We start from the raw sequence: 21,047 nt of genomic DNA, 5'->3' as shown, positions 1-21,047 counted from the left end.
CACACATGAAACGACTCTCTTTAATCGGCAAAATAGTCTTGCTATTTGCCTTTACGCTGGCTTTCCATGCCGGAGCACAGAATGTTAATCTAAAAACCCGTTCCACCCAGATTGGAATAGACAACACCGGTCACTTCTCCTCCATCCGGGTGGAAGGCAAAGACATCTTGCATGCCGGCAAATATCCGCTTGTAACCGTCTGTGCAGACAATAAACTGATCACACCAACCAAAATGACTGCCAGTGGCAACCAATTGAAACTAACCATGTCCGACGGCGGAACAATCACCCTGAAACAGAAGGAAAGCGACGTATGCATCACACTGGAAGCAACCAATGTTCCGGATAAATATGAAGTATTGCTGTTCGGCCCGCTAGCCGTAAACATCCATGAGGTCGTAGGTGACGTTGTCGGCGTAGCGCAGGGCGACGGCCTTGCCTTCGGCATACAAGCCCTGAACATCAAAACGAATGCCGGCATTCCCGACGAATACGGCAAACTGGTTACCGAGACATACGGTTATTCAGGTAAATCAGCCGAATTGTCGGTTGCCAGCATCCCTGCTTACAAACTGGCCGCCGCCGACATTTCAGACGGTACCGTATTCCATTTCTCCGCCCGCAGAAGAAATAAACAGGAATACCGCCAGGTACAACAGATCGAGAAATCGCTGGTTCTCCCCGTAGAAGGCGAGGACGGCCCGATCAAAGGGGCTAAGATCGCTTTCTTCGGCAGTAAGAACACAGATGCCTTGGCACGTATCGGCGAGATCGAAGTGGAACAGGGACTTCCCCACCCGTTGTTCAACGGCGAATGGGGCAAGACTTCCCGCGCTGCCATGAAGTCCTACCTGATCTCCGACTTCTCGGAAGATAACTTCGACATGATCCTGGACAAGGCAAAAATAGCCGGCTTCGAATATGTCTACCACAGCGGCCCGTTCCTCGACTGGGGGCATTTCAACTGGGATCCGAAATTCACCAAAGACGGTGATGAGGGCGTAAAGAAGATGGTCGACAAGGCCAAAGCGCAGGGTATTGCCGTTGGTGTGCATACCCTCAGCAACTTCACGACCACCAACGATGCCTATGTCACTCCGGTTCCTTCCGAGCATCTGCTGAAACAAGGCGTACTGACGCTCACCTCGGATCTGGATAAAGAGCAGACAGCCATCAAGATCAAGAAGTCAGACTTGTTCTCCATGCCTATGAGCCTTAACGCCATGCAGATAGACAAGGAACTGATCACCTACGGCAGTATGGAAGACCAGGGAGACACTTACCTGTTGAAAGACTGTAAACGGGGCGCTTACGGCACGACAGCTTCTGCCCACGCACAAAAGACTCCGCTTTACAAATTGTGGGATTACCCTTATAAAACGTTATTCCCGGATCTGGTTCTACAGGATAAGTTTGCCGACCGCCTGGCCGAGATCATGAACAAGACAGGCCTGCGCCAGATCTCATTCGACGGCCTGGAAGGTTGCTCCTATACCGGGCAGGACGAATACGCCAACTCCCGTTTCGTTACCCGCTTCTACAACCAGCTGAACCATAACGTGCTGAACGATGCCAGCCGCCTGAGCCATAACCTCTGGCACATCCATACCCGCATGAACTGGGGAGAGCCTTGGGGGGAAGCGATGCGCACGGGTCAGGTTGAGAACCGTATCAAGAACCAGCATTTCTTCCAGCGCAACCTTTTCCCGCGTATGCTGGGATGGTTCCTGATCCGTCTGGCCGACCGTAATTTTGAATGCTCGACCCTGGAAGACCTCGAATGGGCCTTATCCGAATCGGCCGGTTTCGACTCCGGTTATGCGATGACGATCAACAGCAACACCCTGCGCCGTCACGGACAGATAGACAAGTTGCTCGAAGCCATCAAGAACTGGGATAAACTGCGCGAAGCACAGGCTTTCAGCGACGAACAGAAAGCTCGCCTGAAAGATCCGCAAACAGAATGGCACCTGGAAAAGACAGACGAACAGACTTATAACCTGTATCCGCTTTCTATCTCTAAACATTTCCGCTGCAACATGGCTGAAATGCAACCGGGACAACCGGGTGGTGCCGACTGGTCATGGAGCAGCCCGTACGAAAGCGTCTATGCCATCCGTCTGAAAGTAGATGGCGACGGAACGATCAAAGACCCGTCGTTCACCACTCCGAAAGGCGTTATCAAATTTCCTTGTGAGATATCGGATCGCCAGTACCTGCTCTATACCTTCGACGGCAAAGCAGTCGTTACCGACAAGAACTATAACGTGATCAACGAAGTCACCCCGCAAGGCAACGCCCTGCTTCCCGCAGGCTCTTCAGCCGTAGCCTTCTCCTGCGAACAAATCAGCGAGGACGCACCGGAAGTGATTATCCGCTATATTACCAAAGGGACACCAGAGGTGATTAAGCTGAATAAATAAAACAAAACTTGGAACCTATAGTGCTGCTGCATCTCATGATACCGGCAGCACTATAGTCCTACCAATACCAACACTATAGTCCTATCTATGACTGACACAATAGTCCTGAAGCTGTATAACTATTGTGCTACATCAGGTCATACAGGATTCTCCGGTTTCATTTCATTGAACTGCTTCATCCGGTACTCTCTCGGAGAACAACGCACCAGCTTTGAGAACAAGCGGGAGAACTGTGACAGATTACCGATCCCTACCTTTTCAGCGACCTCGACGATCGACATATGTGAAGTAAGCAATAAGGTCTGTGCCCGTTCGATCCGTTTCATCTGGATGTATTCGCAGGGGGGCATACCGATGATCCGTTTGAATATCTTTGAGAAATGATCGGAAGTGATACACATCCGGTCGGCCAGTGTCGTGACGGATATCCGTTGATCCAGATGCTTGTTGATATATTGAAGCGCCACATCCAGCTTTTCGTACGAGCTGTTCACTTCCGGCACACGCAGGCAGTCCTCGGTGATGAAGCGGGAGAAAAGCTGCAACAAGATACCGCTGCTCTCCACTGTCGTTGAAAAAGAAGAGACCGGGATTTCATTCTCTTTCGTATAGATATTCCGGTCGTTATCGTAATGCTTCGGGTCGGATGTAGGAAGCGACTTATCCGGGTTCAAAGCCAGAAAACGCTCCATCAGCGAATAGTCCATCGGAGTGGCTGCGACCTGCAGGTTCATCTTCATCGGGCTGCTGATGCCTTTACCGCCTGTCGTCTCGTCAAAGAAACAGATATAGTAGTGTTCCATGAAATCGTCGCACTCATAACTATGGAAGGCAAACTTAGGAATAAGGAAAAGCTGTCCGGGCAATAACTCATACCCTTTCTGATTAATATAAACGACTCCCCGCCCTTTTGTAATCAGATAAAGGCGGTAGAACGGACTGATCACATCCTGATAATTCCACCAGGTTTCAACCCGGGAATAGTCGGCATAAAGCAAAGGTAACGACAAATCATAAGGTGAATAAGATACAAGCATATCAGACAATTATGGGTTAACCGCCGTAAATGTAGAAATAATTTTCCAATTCACAATATCGGATTATGCAAAGTATCCGTCTTATTTTGTCAAAGTATATAGAAAGAGATACTTTACTTTTGTATCAGTATAACTTTCTAATCTAAATTCATCATGACTCGCCTTTTCACAGTGTTACTTATTCTGTCCGGGCTTCTCAGCTCGTCGATGCTCTCTGCACAGGACTCCTGGCAAAGCCTGATAAACCGGCTGACCTATTACTCGCCCGAAAAATATAAATCGGCCGTTAATAACCTGAAAAAGAAATATCCTGACAGCTATCGGCCGGATACCGGTTGGGAGAAGGCTGTCAGCGAACTGGAGACCAATAAGGAGACGTTGATCAGCGGCCTGAAAGCCAAAGATACAAAAGCGGAAAAACAAGCCACCAAACTGTTGCAACAACTGGATGCCGCCCTACTGGCTAACCCATTGCTGGCCGACAAACAGGTCGTTGCCATCCGCAGAACCCTGGGCGACAAAGCCCGTAAAGCCATGAGTGGTGAACTGGGAATAGCCCCTTCCAACTTCCAGAACAACTCCGAGATAGGAACCCCCAAAGGGGGATGGACAAACGAATTCGTTTCACTCGACATCATCCCCGGCAAAATAAAACAAACCACACTCTATAAACCGGAACCCGGAATGATCATCACTGACCCGGAACCTCATTTCGACGGTAATAAACTCATGTATTCCTCTATCGGTTCATCCGACCACTGGCAACTGTTCGAACTCGACCTGAAGACCGGAAAGACCCGGCAACTAACCCCTGATACATATAAAGATTTCGACAGCTTCGACGGTTGCTACACCCCCGACGGACGGTATATCTTCTGCTCCACCGGCACCTTCCTCGGATTGCCTTGTACAGACGGAGGGAACAAAATGTGCGGATTATTCCTGTATGATCCGAAAACAGGGCGAACCCGCCAGTTGACTTACGACCAGGACAGCAACTGGGGACCAGTCATCATGGACAACGGTACCGTACTCTATCAGCGTTGGGAATATGCCGACCTGCCCCATTCCAACTCGCGCCTGCTGTTTACGATGAATCCGGACGGCACCACACAATCGGCCTTCTACGGTTCGAACTCCTACTTCCCGACCTCATTCTTCAATGCCCGCCCCATACCGGGACGGCCGTCGGCGGTAGTCGGTATTGCCTCCGGCCATCACAGCGTTTCACGCAGCGGACGCATGCTGATTATCGATACCAACAAAGGCCGTCATGAAGCGGACGGAGTCGTTGCCGAGATCCCGTATGCCGGCAAAAAAGTGGAAGCTATCGTTCGCGACCGCCTGCCCGACGGTATCTGGCCACAGTTCCTGCAACCGTATCCGTTGAACGATACCTACTATCTGGTGTCCATGAAAGAGAATCCGGAAAGCTTGTGGGGGCTTTACCTGGTCGACACGTTCGATAACCGTACCCTGATTGCCGAAGAGGAGAACGTCGCTTACCTTGAACCGGTGTTGATGGACAGCCGTAAGACACCGAATGTAATTCCCGACCGTGTCGATCTCGCCTCTTCAACTGCTACCGTATTCCTGCAAGACATCTATGAAGGCGGAGGACTGAAAGGGATTCCGCGTGGGACAGTCAAGAAGCTACGCATCGGTTCATTCAACTTCAGCCCTTGGGGCCAAGGCGGATTGCTGGGTACCATCGGTATGGATGGGCCGTGGGACATCAAACGAATCCTAGGTGAAGTGGATGTCGAAGAAGACGGTTCGGCCATGTTTACCATCCCAGCCAATACGGCCGTATTCGTACAACCGCTGGATGCAGAAGGAAAAGCATTGCAAATCATGAGAAGCTGGTTCACCGGCATGCCAGGCGAAACAGTCTCTTGTATCGGTTGCCATGAAGAAAAATCGACTATCGCCATTCCGAAGCGGACAAAAGCATCCTTGCAAAAACCGCAGGATATCAAAGAATGGTATGGAAAAGAAAGAGGATTCAGCTACCGCCACGAAGTACAGCCCGTTCTAGACAAATATTGCATCTCTTGCCACAATCAGGACAAACCCGGAAAGCCTTACCTGAAAGGGGACAAATGGATCGATGACTGGACTTCGAACATATCGGGAAGAGCCTGGAAGAACGGCGGACACTTTACACTCTCGTATGCCAACCTGCACCGTTACGTACGCCGGCCGGGTATCGAAAGTGATATGCACATGCTCGTTCCGATGGACGTGCATGCCGATCAGACCGAACTGATGCAGATTCTCCAGAAAGGCCACTACGGTGTCAAGCTGGACAAAGAATCTGTGGAAAAGCTCTCCTGCTGGATAGACTTCAACGCTCCTTTCCACGGACGTCGTTCCGACATTCCAAAGTTTGAAGATGCAGAACAGAGCAACGAACTGCGGAAACTATACCGCGAAATGTTCGGTGCTCCTAAGTCGACTACCGAATGGTTGCCGGAAATCCCGCAGAATATCGAACCGGTCCGGTTTGAAAAGGAACAAAAAGCAATAGGCGATACCTTACTGGAGAAATGGCCGATCTACAACCCGACAGAAAAGCCTTACGACCAATGGAACGACACCCAATGGAAGCAACTGGCTCTGGGTAACTTCCAGAAAAGCATCCCATTGGGTAACGGCCTGACACTCGAACTGGTAAAAGTACCGGCCGGCTCCTTTATCATGGGTAGCGACCGTCACCCGGACGAATTGCCACAGACCATCGTACAGGTGGACAAACCGTTCTGGATGGGACGTTTTGAAGTCACCAACGCACAATTCAGAGCCTACGACCCGGAACACGACAGCCGCGACGAACACCGTCATGGTTACCAGTTCGGACGCAAAGGCTACTCGATGAACCATCCCGACCAGCCGGCTGTCCGTATCTCCTGGCAGGAAGCGATGGATTATTGCAAGTGGCTGTCGGAAAAGACAGGTATGAAGTTCTCGCTCCCCACCGAAGCACAGTGGGAATGGGCTTGCCGCGCCGGAAGCGATACGCCGTTCTGGTATGGTAATATGTCCGCCGACTTCTCCGGCTATGCCAACCTGGGCGATATCAAGCTGAAAGAGTTTGCCGCCTGTACCGCTTATAAGTTCTACGAGAGCGCGATGGTCATCGAAAACCCGAATAAGTATGACGACTGGATTCCGCGCGACACCACGTACAACGACGGCGGCTTTATCTCCGAACCGGTGGGACGCTACATCCGTAACCCGTGGGATCTGTTCGATATGCACGGAAACGTATGGGAGTGGACATTATCGAGCTACCAACCTTATCCGTACAACGAGAACGACGGCCGCAACGGGATCACCTCCGAAAACGGCAAGCGTGTCGTACGCGGCAGTTCCTGGTACGACCGCCCTTACTGGGCGACCTCTTCTTTCCGTCTGCCCTATCGCGAATACCAGAAAGTATATAATGTAGGATTCCGTGTAGTAATGACTGAAGAATGACAAAGTGCTGTTTAAAATATTTGTTTTGTATAGTAGTAGTAATTAGCACCTGTTGCTCGTGCAGCAACACCAGAGAGAAGTTACTTGTTTCCGGCTGCGGCTGGAAACAGGTAGCGATCCTGGACAAAGCGACAGGCACGATCGAGTGGAGCCATCCGCTCACCCCCGGGGAAGATTGCAACGACGTAGAGATTACACCGGATGGTCATATCCTCTATGCCTATACTTCCGGCGCCCGTCTCATCACCCGCGACCAGCAAACCGTCTGGGACTTCAAAGCTCAAAAAGGTGAAGAACTGTTTACCGCCACGCATCTGCCTTCCGGCAATTACATGCTGGCAATCTGCGGCAACCCTTCCCGTATCGTGGAACTCGATGCCAGCGGCCAGCCGGTAGACGAACTGCAATTCGACACCAGCATCACCGGTGTGCACGACCAGTTCCGGCAGATCGTGAAGACTCCGCAAAATACCTACCTGATACCGCTTATGGGGAAAGGGGAAGTCGTTGAAATGAACAAAAACAAGGAAATAGTCAACCGGGCCGAATGCGGTGGCAATCCGTTTGCCATCCAGATACTGCCTAACGGAAACTGGCTGGTATCCTGTGGCGACGCGCATAACTTCGTGGAGATCGATCCCGCCGGAAAACAAATCATCCGGAATGTCGGTGACGACGACCTGCCGGATATCTCCCTCCTGTTCGTGGCCGAACTCGTCCGTTACAAAAACGGCAACACATTGATAAGCAACTGGAACGGACACAGCCAGGATAAATCGCAACCGCTATTGGTAGAGGTAGATCCCGACAACCGGGTCGTATGGACGCTTCCCCTGCATCCGGATATAGTCAATATCTCGACGGTCTATTCATTTCAGGAATAACAGGCCTTAACTACCATACTTTTACACTATAGTGCTGACAGCCTTAACACTACTATGCTAATACAGTTAACACTATAGTATGAGTTGTACTGACACTACTATTCAAAAAGGATACGGAAACGGGTCAACCCGTCTGCATACGTACGCAGGGAGAAAGAGCAGTTCTGTTTCTGCAAGACTTCGCGGATAAAGATCAGGCCGATCCCCTGCCCGTTCGGTTTGGTGGAGAAGAAAGGGCTGAATAGCTTGGCTTCGGTTTCCTTGTCTATCCCTTTACCTGTATCGGCTATTTCCAGGCAGACCGGATGATGCGAAGTGCGGATGTAAATCTGCCCGTCATGGTCGATCGACTCCGCTGCATTCTTTATGATATTGACCAGCACCTGCTCGAAGAGGGCACTGTCGAGCTTTACGACAGGCGAAACGTCGTCGAGTTCCATGATGATCCGGATATTACGGTTCCGGCAAATCGTCTCCATAAACCGCTTGCAGGAAGTAACGACCGCATTCAGTTTATGGTTTATCGCCTGCGGCTCGGGAATACGCACCACATCCGCAAAGTTCGTAATGAAATGGCTCATGCTGTAACAACGTTCGATGGAGACACGCAAGACCTCGCATATATCTTCCGTATTTTCCAGTTCGCTGAAGGTCGATTCGAGCGTATCCAGAGTAGAAGTTATGCCGGCTGTCGTATTATTCACTTCATGGGCGATCATGCGGATCACCTTTTCATACGCCTTCTTTTCTGCCTTGAATACTTCCTGCGTCAGCACTTCCACCAGGTAGAAAGAATGATGAAACCCACGGTCTACGAAAGAGGAATGGGTACATTTATAGATATTGGCATCATTCAGGCGGATGGTCTGCGACTCGTACAAAGGGATATTCACCAGTTCCGCTGCCAACGGCGAGTCTATATCGGTCAGGGATTTACCGGCAAAACCGACGGTGGACGGCTGTCCGAACATTTTATGTGCCGCCGGATTGACAGACAGGATCACATTATCCAGATTCAGCATGATAACGCCCATCGGAGAAGCATTGATCAGCAGATCGAGGAAATGGTTCTGCTCCCTCAGATGCAGACGCTCGTTCTTAAGCTGCTCCATCATCTTATTGAAGATGTCGACAATACGGTCGGCCTCTTTCTGCCCTACCCGGCTCAGGCGGGAACTGAAGTCCTGCTCCTTCAGAAGCTCCATACCGTTTCCGATAATATCCAGCGGTTTGATGATACGGCGGTAGAAAAGGATCAGATAAAGAACGGAAATGAACACCAGTCCCTCCACGACAAAAAACATGACGGAGGAGTAATTGTAGAATACGTGATAGGTCATCACCCCCATCACGGTCAGCAACAACCCGGTCAATATCCAGAACAGTCCTTTTACCCTCATCCGTCTGTCATTTATTTATCTGTGGGAATATCATATTTCTCCAAACGGCGGTACAGGGCAGCCCGGCTGATACCGAGCGCAGAGGCCACATGCGATAGGTTGCCGTTATGCGTTTCAAGCGCCTGAAGGATCGTTTGCCGTTCTATTTCATCCAGCGTCATGCCTTCAAAGCTGGGAGCACTTCCTTTCGTAACTGCCTGGGTATTTCCCAGGTTCAGGCACTGGCTTTCAAAATCAGCCACGTCCAGCAACGATTTGCCGGAGACGAGCATCGTCCTTTCCACCAGGTTCTTCAGTTCGCGGATATTGCCCGGATAAGGAAGACGTTGCAAGAAAGCCTTTGCATCGGCAGAGAAATCGACACGAGGCAAACCGTTCACCTCCGATTGCTTATCCGCAAAATAACGCGCCAGCAAAGGGATATCGTCTTTCCGTTCCCGCAAAGCAGGCAGATGGATCGTGATCAGGTTAATACGATAGAACAAATCTTCGCGGAACGTACGGGTGGCTACCATTTCCGGCAGGTTACAGTTCGTAGCGCTCACCACACGGATATCCACCTTCCGGGGGCGACTGTCGCCCAATACCTCGAAAGTCTGATCCTGCAATACACGCAACAGTTTCACCTGGCAGGACAATTCCAGATCGCCTATCTCGTCCAGAAAGATCGTACCTTTGTTAGCCATCTCGAAACGCCCGGTACGGTCGATATAGGCATCCGTAAAGGCACCCTTCTTATGTCCGAACATTTCACTTTCAAAAAGGCTTTGGGACAATCCGCCCAGGTTGACCTTCACAAAAGCCTCCTTCACACGCGGGCTGTTTGCATGGATAGCTTCAGCAATCAGTTCCTTCCCGGTTCCGCTTTCGCCGGTGATCAGTACCGAAGCATTGGTCGGGGCTATCCGTGAAACCGTGCCCAGCACGTCCATCAGTGCGTCGCTCTGTCCGATGATCTTGGCAAAATGGAATTTATTATCCGCATCGTTCCGGTTGAGCGGAGCCTTCTCTATTTTCTTCTGCTCGTTCAGTTCGAGAGCCGTACGGATCGATTTGAGCAGTACCAGGTTGTTCCAGGGCTTGGTTATAAAATCGAAAGCGCCGGCTTGCATACCCTGCACAGCCAGCGAAATTGAACCCCAGGCAGTCATCAGGATAACCGGCACATCGGGTTGAAATATCTTTACCTGTTTCAATAATTGAATTCCTTCTTCTCCCGTCGTAGTCAAGGTAAAGTTCATATCCATAAGGATCAGCTGCGGCGTCTCTTTGCGCACGATCGCCAACGCTTCTTCAGGCCCCGGAACAGCTTCCGGTTCAAAGCCTGCCCGCTTCAGCAAAAAGGATAGCGAAGAACGAACAACTGCATCATCATCTACAATTAATATCATATCGGTGTCTTTTTGGGTTTGTAAAGATACGAATTATCTCCTTACTATTTCTTCAAAATCGGCATCCAGATTACGATCATTGAGGAAATCATAGAGGGTGACGCTGCGCACATTATAGAAATAATTCCAGAAACCGTACAACTCGCGGATATGCTTTTGCTTGGCATCGTCTTTGGATTGCTGGGCGTCGTTCAGGTCGAGGATATTGATCTTACCGATCATAAAGGTTTCTATCGAAGTCTGATAACGCTTCTGTGCAATCTCGTCGGCTTCGGCTGCAATCTCCAGCTGGGCGGCCTGGTTGTTGAAGTTCTCCACCAGCAGGAAGATATTCTGGTTGAATGTCATCTGGTTCTGGCGGTTTTTGGAAAGTACCACTTCGCGGTTCGACTCAGCCACTTTTACCTTCCCTTTCCGTTTGCCCCAGTCGAGGAGCGGGATACTGAAACCAACCTCTACCACCTGGTTATCCTTCAGCGGATTGTAAGCTCCGGCAAAATCATAGTCTTTTCCAGTATACCCCACGGAAGCAAACAGGTTTATATCGCGACGCTTCCCTTTGGCGGTGGCAACGGCATAATCGGCTTCCAGTTGTTCGCGCAGGATACGTTTCGCAAACGAGTTATTTTCCTGCGCCTTTTCCAATACATCCTGGTAAACCAGACGCATATCGGGTACAGACTCGGGGATAACCGGCTCTATCACATCTTCTTCGCTCAACCCCAGGAAAGAACGGAGCTGGAACATATTTGCGTTCAGGTTCGACTGTGCTTCCGTTAGTTTGCCTTTCGCCTGCAAAGCGGATAGTTTGAGTTGCATCAACTCACTTTCGGAGATATGACCGATCTTACGTTTAGCGACAGCTATCTCATATAGTTTATTGGCATTCTCGAGGTTTTGCTCCGAAGTGAGCAGGTTCTCTTTTGCCAGCAGAAGGTTAAAGAAATAGGCGATCGTGGAGATGGTAACCTCTTCCACACTCTCGATATAGGCGGCTTTCGCCTCCTGATAACGTACGGGCTCGATACGGCGTTTCCATTTCTGGTCGTTCACCCCGAAGATAGGCTGTGTCAGGGTCAGCCCGATCGGGACGCTCATAAATTCATTGTAGGCACCGTGTCCGAGCTGACGCGAGAAGTTGAGCGACGTATTCAGCGAGATCTTACCTCCGGTTAGCGCAATGTTCTGATCGATGGAGATAGCCCCGTCCATAGATAGGTTATTGTCCTGCACGAACGCATAGGTACCATCTGGCTGTTGGTTACGGCTGTATTGCTTGCTGTAGCTGGGGATCGTTCCTTTGAAATTCATTTCCGGCAACTGGTCTGCTATGTGGGTGCGGTATTCCCAGTAAGACGTTTTCAGTTCGTTGAGGGCTACAGCGGCATCCACCGACTGGAGTTGTGCCAGGCTAATCGCCTCTTTCAGGGTCAGTTTCACTATATTCTCCTGTCCTTCCGCATGCAAGCCGGATACGGTCAGCAACAAAGATGCGATAGCTATATATATCTTTTTCATTGTTATAAATGTTTTTGCCTTTCCACAGGCAAAAGCTATGCCAAAAAGATATACAACTGATTTACTGAATCATAGCCACCTTCGATAGTGTCCGATAATGAACAGTGTGTCCGATATCGTTTCTTCTCCTTTCGTATACCTATTATATTTCGATATATTCTGCTGCGATTGATCTGTATGAAATACAGATTTATTACCTTTGGTGGTCTTAGAAAACAACTTACACTTATGTGAAACCATAACAAAGATAAAATGAAAAGCTTATTGGTATTTTTGATGATCGGTGTATCATCCGTAATGGCCCAGACTGAAAAGATCGACCTGACTGTCGCCCAAAAGATCAAGCAGGAAGAACAACTGAATTCCGACATAGAGCGGTTATCTTACCGTTTGCTGGATTATGCCGGCCCCCGCCTGACTGGGTCTGACGGGATGGAGAGAGGTTATAAAGTAGCCAAAGAAATGATGGAGGAATACAAGCTGTCTAATCCCCGCATCGAATTTGCCCGTGACTGGCCGCGTGGCGGATGGGATATCGAAAAGGCTTACGCCGCAATGACGTTACCTTATTATATACCCATCTTTCCGGCTCCGGTAGCCTGGACAAACGGCACAAACGGGCCGGTAAAAGGGGATGTTGTACTGATCACTGCCACAAACGACAAAGAATTGCAGGCATTGAAAGGGACACTGAAAGGAAAGATCGTACTGATGCCGTCTGTTACGGATTATAAGATCAGTTTCGAACCTATGGCCCGCCGGCATACGGAAGAGTCTTTAAGGCAAACAGCCGAATATCCGATCACTAAAGTACAGCCCCGTCGCCGCAGACCCGCCCAGGCCATCGAAGGAAGCGAGTTGTCTTATGCCGAAATACTGAGTTTTGTACACAAGGAGAATCCGGCCGTCATTATCCATGAATCGGGGAATTACAGTGTTCCGGGATTGAACTTCCATAAATTAGAAGAAGCCGGCCCCGTACCTTGCGAACTAAATATTGCCTGCGAAAACCACGGCTTGATGGAACGCTTGATCAGGAACGGTGAAAAGGTAGAAATGGAAGTCGATATCGCCGTTAAATTCGAGTCTGACCGCAAGATATATAACGTCATAGCCGAGATACCCGGCACCGACCCCAAACTGAAGGACGAACTGGTCATTATCGGCGGCCATCTGGATTGTTATCATATGAGTCCGGGAGCCGGTGACGATGGTGCCGGATTTATTGCCATGCTTGAAGCCATGCGTATACTGAAAGCCATCGGTGTACAACCGAGACGTACGATCCGTGTCGCTTTCTGGGGTGGTGAAGAAGTGGGCCTGCATGGTTCGAGCGGTTATGTGGAGCAGTTTGTGCAAGACCCGGTAACCAAAGAGAAAAAGAAGGAATACAATAAGATATCCGCTTACTTTAATTCCGATTATGGCCCAGGGAAATTCAGGGGTATATTTACCCAGGATAACCTACAGGTCTATCCGATCTTTACAGAGTGGATGCAACCTTTCCTGGATACAGGCTTTACGACTGTTTCCAACCGGAGCGTCGGCAGTACGGATCATATACCTTTCGACAATGCGGGTATTCCTGCTTTCCAGTTTATCCAGGATCCTATGGAGTGGGGACGCCATTCGCATCGCACACAGGATTTCTCCGACCGCCTGGTACTGGACGATATACGCCACAATGCAGTTATCGTCGCCTGGTTCGCTTATAATGCAGCAATGAGGGATGAGATGATGCCCAGGAAATAATAGCCAAGTTTGTAGGGGCAGGGTTGCCCCTACAAACTTCATATATCCCTTACAACAAACACATAATCTCCCGATCCGACTTCGACACAATAGAAACCATCTGCAAACCCGGCTGCTTTTACATCCTGTACAGTATCCAGCGGACGACCGCTTTCCGTTATTTCCGAACCGGTCGATGAAGGGAGACAGATACTGGCTGTTGCATTGACCGGGATCGTTACCCGGAGTTCAAAGGTATTGCCTTCTTTCTTCCAATTGCTTACAATCGGGCCGTTCACTGAGCGATAAGTACAGTTTACCCATGTCAGGTCACCGGCAGGTTGCGGTTTGATCCGGATTTTACTGAAACCGGGAGCCATCGGGTTTATTCCGGCCAACGACTGATAGAACCACTCTCCTACACTACCGAACATCGGGTGGTTTTGAGAATATACATTATCCGAATACTTCCAGGTTTCCCATAAGGTTGTTGCTCCGGATTCGAGCATATGCCCCCAGCCGGGGAAATCCTTTTTCGTGACCATTTCATAGGCAATATCATTCCGGTTATTCTGACGCAATACTTCCAGAATAGCGGGAACACCGAAAATGCCGGAAGCGATATGTCCGTCCCATTTCCCGATAGCTTTCAGAAAGACGGCAAAGACAGCTTCCTTTTCACTTTCCGGAATCAGATCATAAAACAAGGCGAATGCCTGGGCTGCCTGTGTGGCATTTGCCACTTCCCCTGTTCCGGGTTTCACGAATTCTTTTATAAATGATTCCTTTATATCCGCTGCCAACAGGGAATATTCCTGTGCATCCTTCGGCCGGCCTGTCAATGAGGCAAACTCAGCCAGTAAAATCACATGATGATAATAATGCGCGGTAGCGAACAAGGCGGGAACGCGTTCTTCCAGGCTCTCATGATCGTTGATACAAGTCCCGATCCGGTTCTCTTTCGCTTTTGAACGAAGGAATTCAACTTGTTTGCGCAAGGTCGGATAAAAGGCTTTTATTGTCCGCAGGTCACCATAATATTCATACAACTGCTTCTGCATGAAAGCGAAAGCCAGTTGCCACCCGATCGGGCCGGAGTCGTTCCCCAGTCCCATATCGGCTATCCCGTTATAAGGGGCCGTTTCGGTCATTCCCCCTTCAGGGCGCTGGTCGTTGGCAAAATCATGGAGCGCCTTCCGGTAGAAGTTCTCCATGTCGTAGAACCAACAGAACGTACGGGCAGTCCCGACAATATCGCCACCATAACCGAACTTCTCACGTGCCGGACAGTCGGATTGCACACTGAAAAGATTACTGCGGAACGTATAATCCAGCACTTTATCCAAACGGTTCAGCATCGGATCGGAACATTCGAAAGACCCGGTTCTTTGCAGATCCGCACTCAGCCGGATCCCTTCCACATCCGATAAAGACGGGCGACCCGGCCATCCCGTTATCTCCACATACCGGAAACCGTGGAACGTAAAGCGGGGCGACCATATCTCTTCCCCCTCTCCTTTCAACGTATAGACATCTTCCTGCCAGGCAGTCTGCGGTTGACCGGCGGTTTCCCAATCGGCATCCCAGACCCTTTTCTGCTGTCCGGCAACGGAAGTCATCACATTCAGGCTTCCGTCCGAATAAATATCTTCCCCGTAACGGATCCTGACAGTCGAGCCTTTCTCCCCTCTAACCCTGATACGCGCTACACCGGCAAAGTTTTGCCCCATATCGAAGACAAACTCTCCCGGACGCGTTTCCGTCATCCTCACGGGGTTGATCACTTCTATCTCCCGGATAGGTGGTTGCATTTGAGCCGTCAGCTGTCCGGCCGGGGCATCAGCAACCGGCACGGCCTGTTTCCAGCGGCTGTCGTCGAATGGGCAAGTGTTCCAACCGGATATTTCATTGCGGGCATCATACTGTTCACCGAGATAGACGTTGTTACGCATAACCGGGCCGGTAGTTGTTTTCCAGCTTTCATCCGTACAGATTGTTTCCACCGACCCGTCGGTATACCGGATGCGAAGCTGTGCTTTCAGGCAAGGGCGGCCGATCGTCAGGTACTCCCGTAAGGGTTTGAAAATACGCATAGGCAGCGGGTTGTAATATCCGTTGCCGAGCATGACCCCGATCGCGTTTTCTCCCGAGCCGATCAACGGGGTTACGTCATAGGTACTGTATAATATTTGTTTACCGTAATTCGTCCAGCCCGGATCAAGGACATGGTTGCCGATACGTTTACCGTTCAGGCTGGCCTCATAATATCCAATACCGGCAATATACAGACGCGCTTCCTGCACCGTTTTAGCGGGACGGAACGTTTTACGGAAAAGCGGGGACGGATCGTCTTTATAGAAATCTTCCTCTTTCTCCGGTGCCTTCGAACCATCACCGATCCAGACGGCTTTCCAGTCTGCCGGAGACAGCATGGAAGTTTCCCAAAAGGCCGGCTCACTCCAAGCGGACACTTCCCCTTCCCGGTCATAGGCACGGACACGCCAGTAGTAGCGGGTAAAAGGCTTCAACTTCCTACCGGAGTAAACGATATTTACATTTTGCCGGCTGTTGACTTTCCCGCTTTTCCAGACCAACCCTTTCCCGTTCCGAAGATCATCTTCCTTCAAAGCGACTTGTATCTCATAGGCTGATTGCAGTTGGTTACGGGCCTGTGACTCCAATTGCCATCCCAGCACGGGATTAAGTGCATCCACTCCCAGCGGGTTTTCCACATACTCGCAGGTCAACCCCTTTAGTTGTAAGGACTCGGCTCCGGCAAAAAGTGCGATACCTGCCAGGAGGCAGATAAGTATTCCTATTCTTCTCATAATCATACTAATTTAACAGGGCCAATCATTCCTGTCGGCAGCCATTTCTGATGGCGAGTCCACGACTGTCCGGTTTTATTCTCCGGGGTAGCTTTCAGATAGTTACCTACCGTAGTCGTGATCTTCACCTGCAATGTCTTGACAGGCGCCTTTGCCAGATGTTCCGGCAACTGATACACACGATTGCCATACCATTTACATCCCAGACTTTCCCCGTTCAGGATCACTTCCGAAACACCGTAGACCTTTCCCAGATCCAGATAATAGAACCCGGCTGCATCTTCCACCGTCTTTTCATAATACAGCACACCGGCAAATCCCTGCGTAGCCGGATCGACCGACCAATCTACCAGGGTATCGATCTCCAGTTTTTTCGTATCTCCGTTGATATGTTCCATCCGGACATTCCAGCCGTTCAGGTTGACGGGAGATGAGCTTTGTAACGGTATGGCAGGAATAGCCATCTTGTTTGCCTTGGCTTCCTCAAATACGATCAGTTGGGAAGCGGCAGGCCCCAGATTGATATTCAAGACGGAACCGGATGCAGAAGGATAAGGTGACCGTTCGCCTGTTTCCGGACTCCAGAGCCAGGGCGTTTTACCGTTGTCAGCAAATGTGGCTTGTATGCGGATCTCATCATCCGGGTTACAGTTCGTGATAAAATAGATATCCTTGTCCCCCGCCTGATGGCGTATCTGGCTGACATAAGGACTCGGAGTATCAATTTTCATATAAGGGACAATATCGCATTGCTGTTGTACCCCTCGGAACCAGGATACCGGCTCGACCGGAGCTTCCACCGTAAAGAGCTGTGACGAATAAGCTTCCCTGATCCTGCCGATCGTCTGTTTCACCTTTTCGTCGTTCGTTTGATGATCTTTATATCCCGGTGATTTATAAGGTTCTTTTCCTACAAAGATCAGTTTGCCACCCGCCTTCACAAAGGCAAGCAAGGCCTCTGCCGTGGCCGGCATCATCGACTCGACTTCGAGCAATATCAGGGTATGATACTTCCTTTTATTGAAAACCAGATTGCCCTTTTTAAAGCTGCTCTGCTGAATGATCCCTTCACTGATATAATCGCAACTGTTTCCGTTCCGGTGGATCGCCTCCCATACCTTATATTGATAGGACGGATAATGCAGTCCGGGGAACGGGTCACGCTGCGGCCCGTGTATCGTCCACATATCCGCCAACGGATGCATCACGGCGATGTCGGCAAAGAAATCGGACTCCTGAAGCACGGTCGATATGCGGGTTTTGTACGTCGCCCACAGATTAAAATAAGGCCACCAGGTATTGCGTTCGTTCAGGAACGTGCCGTACATGACCCATCCGGGGAACGGTACTTCCAGCGGACTATAATTAAATCCGTGCAGGATAGAATGGGTCACGCCGGAAAGGTTACTCTGGTCGCCCGTCATCTTGATCTTTTCGAGCGTGGCGTTAAAGACATTTCCGGTATTGGTTATTTCTTCGCAACTGACTAACCTTTTCCCCGAATAATGGGCGGCCGATGCGACAAATTTATTCACATTCGTATCGGTGGGCGATTTAATAAAGACATCTTTCTCGCAACCGTCCGCATTCCAGAACCATGTTTCGCATTCGGGAATATCCACTTCCAGGGATGCTTCCAGCGGATGGAACTCACGGCCATAGGTTTGTATCCTCGACTTGAAACCGTATTTATTGCACCACTCCGTATAGGGCTTCAGGAAACGATCCCGGACAATATCCATACAGGTAACAAAGAAGTCATACCTTACACGGTCTACCTCTTCCTTGGCCTCGCCGGACAAGGTCGTTGCCAGTGCCCCCTCGACGGCATGCCCCATATGGCCGACTTTATAGAGGATAAAAGGCAGATAAGGCTCAACATCATATCCCCGGCGAGTCTGAAACTCTTCCAGGAAATCATGGCACCAGTTGGCCCCTTCCAGTTCCATGCTGTCGCAGAACAAAGCACGGAACCCTTTCAGGTTGCCGATAGCGGGGAAGAGTTTATCCGACATCCTGTTGAGGAACTTCTCCACTGCTTGCTGGTTGTAATGGTTCAGCACTGGCCCGGCAGCACCGGGAGCACCGTTGATAACGGCCTGGAAACCGGTCACTTTCACCAGTGCATACAGGATATGTTCACCTTCCGGCAGATCGATGGAGATTACGTCCGCCCCTTTCTCAAAAGGAAGGTCTATGGCGGGGGTGAATGCCGACATTTCCACCGGAGCCAGGCAGAGGGAGTATAACTCGCTGGTTGCCCCTTCGTATTTGGATGCGACCTGCGGAGAGGCTTCCGCCAGCAGGTCGGCTGTTTTCAGTTCTATCTTTCCCGGCCCTTTTACTTTCAGGGCGGTCTGTGTCATTAGCTGGGTCTGTTCTTCCGGTTGCAGGAACTCGCCCCCGAAAGGCCAGCCCGAACCGACGATGATATCGCATATCATGCCCCGTTCTTCCGCTCCCTTGAGTGCGGTCTTTACCATTTCGATCCATTCGGGGCTTAGCCATTCCAGAGAAGGTATTCCCAGATCATCCCCTCCCGGAAAACGGATCGGGTTGATCTCGACACCTCCTATACCGGCGGTCTTCATTATGTCGAGTTCGCGCAGGATCTCTTTTGCCGTTACTTTATCGCCGTTCCACCACCAACGAACAAAAGGTTTTGAAGTGACAGGCGGGTTCTGAAACAACATAAACAGCCTGTCGCTTTCGTCATTTTCACTGTCAACAAAGCGGCATCCTTGCATAAAAGGTAAGCTAAGAGCTGAAATCACACTGGACTTGATAAAGGTTCTTCTTGAAAGAGTCATATTCATGGATTATTGATTTGCAAAAAGTTAACTTCGTAAATGTAGATAAAAACTTTATAACAGGAACTAGCTGAAGCACAGAAAATAACAAAATAACGCAACTTTGAATGCAGTGTCATTATTGTAACATTTAATATCATTTATGCAACGTTTGTTCCCAGGAGAAAGAGTAGTTTTACCAACTATTTATACCCTGATCTACCTATACGTTATATTCAGTCTGCATCATCCCATCCACGAATTTAAAAGCGTTTCTATTGTGTCGATCAATTATTGTCCTATAAATGAAGTTATATTGATTAATATCACTACATTTGCGATTAACAATATATTAACTATCATCTTAAATAAACCTGCTATGAATGAAATATTAATTATTCAAAGTAAAATCTACGAAATTCGGGGACATAAGGTAATGCTGGACTTTGATTTGGCAGAAATGTATGGTACAGAAACAAAGTACTTAAAGCGGTCTGTAAAAAGAAATATTGAAAGATTTGAAGGTGATGACTTCATGTTTGAACTAACCAAAGATGAACTTTCAAGGTGCATTTTTGGCACCTTGAATAATCAAAGAGGGCACAACTTCAAATATATGCCTTTTGCATTCACTGAGCTAGGCGTTGCAATGCTTAGCAGTGTACTTAATTCAAAGATGGCAATAGAGGTAAACAGAGGTATTATGAGGGCATTTGTTGCTGTTCGTCAATTAATAACTATACCTTCAGTTGATAGAATAGAGCAATTGGATAATCAAATGAAGGAACTCAAAGAATACATCGAAGAGGTATTTACCGATTACAATGATATTAATGAAGATACCCGGATACAATTGGATTTGATCAATAAAACATTAGCAGAATTACAGGTACAAAAGAAGCTATCGAGTAAACCACGTAACCCGGTAGGCTTTGTGAAGCCAAAGTAATTATGTTATTAACAAATATCTATTTAATTCATAAACAAATACATCATGAAAGTCAAAAACTCTACAATCCCTGCGGACAGCCTGATAAACAAATACCTCCCGGCAAACTATTCGGATGCATTCGAATGTGAGATAACGACGGAGAAGGAGATTACTGCGGATGATATTCTGATCTCGTTATGGACAGATATGCCGGATTGGGTAAACAAACTCTTCAAACTGCGTAATTTATTGGTAAAACCATTCGGCCTACAAGCCGGAGAAAAGGAAAAGCCGGACATTGAAAGATGTATCCGGACAGGAGAAAAGACTCCTTTAGCCAACATCACCGACAAATCACCCAACGAAACCATTATGCAGTTGGACGACAAACACCTCTGTGCTTACCTCTCCATCCATATGGAAGATCTCGGAGAAAACCGTAAAAAGATCCGGACGATTACCGTCGTACATTTTCATTACTGGTTGGGATATGCCTACTTCTATGCCATATGCCCATTCCATTACCTGGTAGTAAGAGGGATGTTGAAACACATACTGAGACCAAGCGCCTTAAAAACGAATAAATAGCAGATTTACAGCTTCTCTGATTGATATTTGAAAGCTTTTGACCGATT

The 21,047-nt window shown here is 49.2% G+C and carries 12 protein-coding genes; 6 read left to right on the top strand and 6 right to left on the bottom strand.

The features are described from left to right. Nucleotides 1-5 precede the first annotated feature (5 nt). A complete protein-coding gene (locus HMPREF1212_RS04110) occupies nucleotides 6-2,423 on the top strand; it encodes a hypothetical protein (RefSeq protein ID WP_046148524.1) in 2,418 nt (805 codons plus the stop codon). 137 nt (nucleotides 2,424-2,560) lie between these two features. Here the strand turns inward: HMPREF1212_RS04110 and HMPREF1212_RS04105 are convergent, their stop codons facing one another. Further along, nucleotides 2,561-3,460: a helix-turn-helix domain-containing protein gene (locus HMPREF1212_RS04105; protein ID WP_028726220.1), complete on the bottom strand. Its 900-nt coding sequence runs from the start codon at nucleotides 3,458-3,460 to the stop codon at nucleotides 2,561-2,563. A gap of 153 nt (nucleotides 3,461-3,613) precedes the next feature. Here HMPREF1212_RS04105 and HMPREF1212_RS04100 point away from each other — a divergent pair, with 153 nt between their 5' ends. Then, entirely contained in the window at nucleotides 3,614-6,940 is a 3,327-nt protein-coding gene (locus tag HMPREF1212_RS04100) for an SUMF1/EgtB/PvdO family nonheme iron enzyme (protein WP_046148523.1), read from the top strand. Between the two features lie 20 nt (nucleotides 6,941-6,960). Beyond that, on the top strand, nucleotides 6,961-7,824 hold the full coding sequence (locus tag HMPREF1212_RS04095) for a beta-propeller domain-containing protein (protein WP_232430043.1): 864 nt from the start codon (nucleotides 6,961-6,963) through the stop codon (nucleotides 7,822-7,824). A gap of 98 nt (nucleotides 7,825-7,922) precedes the next feature. Here the strand turns inward: HMPREF1212_RS04095 and HMPREF1212_RS04090 are convergent, their stop codons facing one another. The 3 genes from HMPREF1212_RS04090 to HMPREF1212_RS04080 are packed head-to-tail and all read right to left on the bottom strand — an operon-like array spanning nucleotide 7,923 to nucleotide 12,133. Beyond that, nucleotides 7,923-9,224 carry a sensor histidine kinase gene (locus HMPREF1212_RS04090; protein ID WP_028726217.1) on the bottom strand — a complete coding sequence of 434 codons (1,302 nt, stop codon included), beginning with the start codon at nucleotides 9,222-9,224 and terminating at the stop codon, nucleotides 7,923-7,925. A gap of 11 nt (nucleotides 9,225-9,235) precedes the next feature. After that, a complete protein-coding gene (locus HMPREF1212_RS04085) occupies nucleotides 9,236-10,615 on the bottom strand; it encodes a sigma-54-dependent transcriptional regulator (protein WP_046148521.1) in 1,380 nt (459 codons plus the stop codon). A gap of 33 nt (nucleotides 10,616-10,648) precedes the next feature. Beyond that, the gene (locus HMPREF1212_RS04080; protein ID WP_046148520.1) at nucleotides 10,649-12,133 is read right to left on the bottom strand and encodes a TolC family protein; all 1,485 of its coding nucleotides are present in this window, start codon (nucleotides 12,131-12,133) and stop codon (nucleotides 10,649-10,651) included. Between the two features lie 252 nt (nucleotides 12,134-12,385). Between HMPREF1212_RS04080 and HMPREF1212_RS04075 the strand changes: the two genes are divergently transcribed. Further along, nucleotides 12,386-13,885 (top strand): M20/M25/M40 family metallo-hydrolase, encoded by a 1,500-nt coding sequence (locus tag HMPREF1212_RS04075; protein WP_046148519.1) that lies wholly within the window; start codon nucleotides 12,386-12,388, stop codon nucleotides 13,883-13,885. Between the two features lie 38 nt (nucleotides 13,886-13,923). On the opposite strand, the gene HMPREF1212_RS04070 is transcribed toward HMPREF1212_RS04075, so the two are convergent. Both HMPREF1212_RS04070 and HMPREF1212_RS04065 read right to left on the bottom strand, forming a co-directional pair. Beyond that, entirely contained in the window at nucleotides 13,924-16,692 is a 2,769-nt protein-coding gene (locus HMPREF1212_RS04070; protein WP_198293250.1) for a family 78 glycoside hydrolase catalytic domain, read from the bottom strand. A gap of 2 nt (nucleotides 16,693-16,694) precedes the next feature. After that, on the bottom strand, nucleotides 16,695-19,508 hold the full coding sequence (locus tag HMPREF1212_RS04065) for a glycosyl hydrolase (protein WP_082099818.1): 2,814 nt from the start codon (nucleotides 19,506-19,508) through the stop codon (nucleotides 16,695-16,697). Nucleotides 19,509-19,860: 352 nt separating this feature from the next. On the opposite strand from HMPREF1212_RS04065, the gene HMPREF1212_RS04060 reads away from it, so the two are divergent. Then, nucleotides 19,861-20,430 carry an ORF6N domain-containing protein gene (locus HMPREF1212_RS04060; protein ID WP_028726211.1) on the top strand — a complete coding sequence of 190 codons (570 nt, stop codon included), beginning with the start codon at nucleotides 19,861-19,863 and terminating at the stop codon, nucleotides 20,428-20,430. A gap of 45 nt (nucleotides 20,431-20,475) precedes the next feature. After that, nucleotides 20,476-21,000, top strand: coding sequence for a DUF2867 domain-containing protein (locus tag HMPREF1212_RS04055; RefSeq protein WP_046148517.1), 525 nt, complete (start codon nucleotides 20,476-20,478; stop codon nucleotides 20,998-21,000). The last annotated feature ends 47 nt before the right edge of the window (nucleotides 21,001-21,047 follow it).

Source organism: Parabacteroides sp. HGS0025 (assembly GCF_000969845.1).
Taxonomy (GTDB): Bacteria; Bacteroidota; Bacteroidia; order Bacteroidales; family Tannerellaceae; genus Parabacteroides; species Parabacteroides gordonii.
This window is presented reverse-complemented; position numbering and strand designations above follow the sequence as displayed.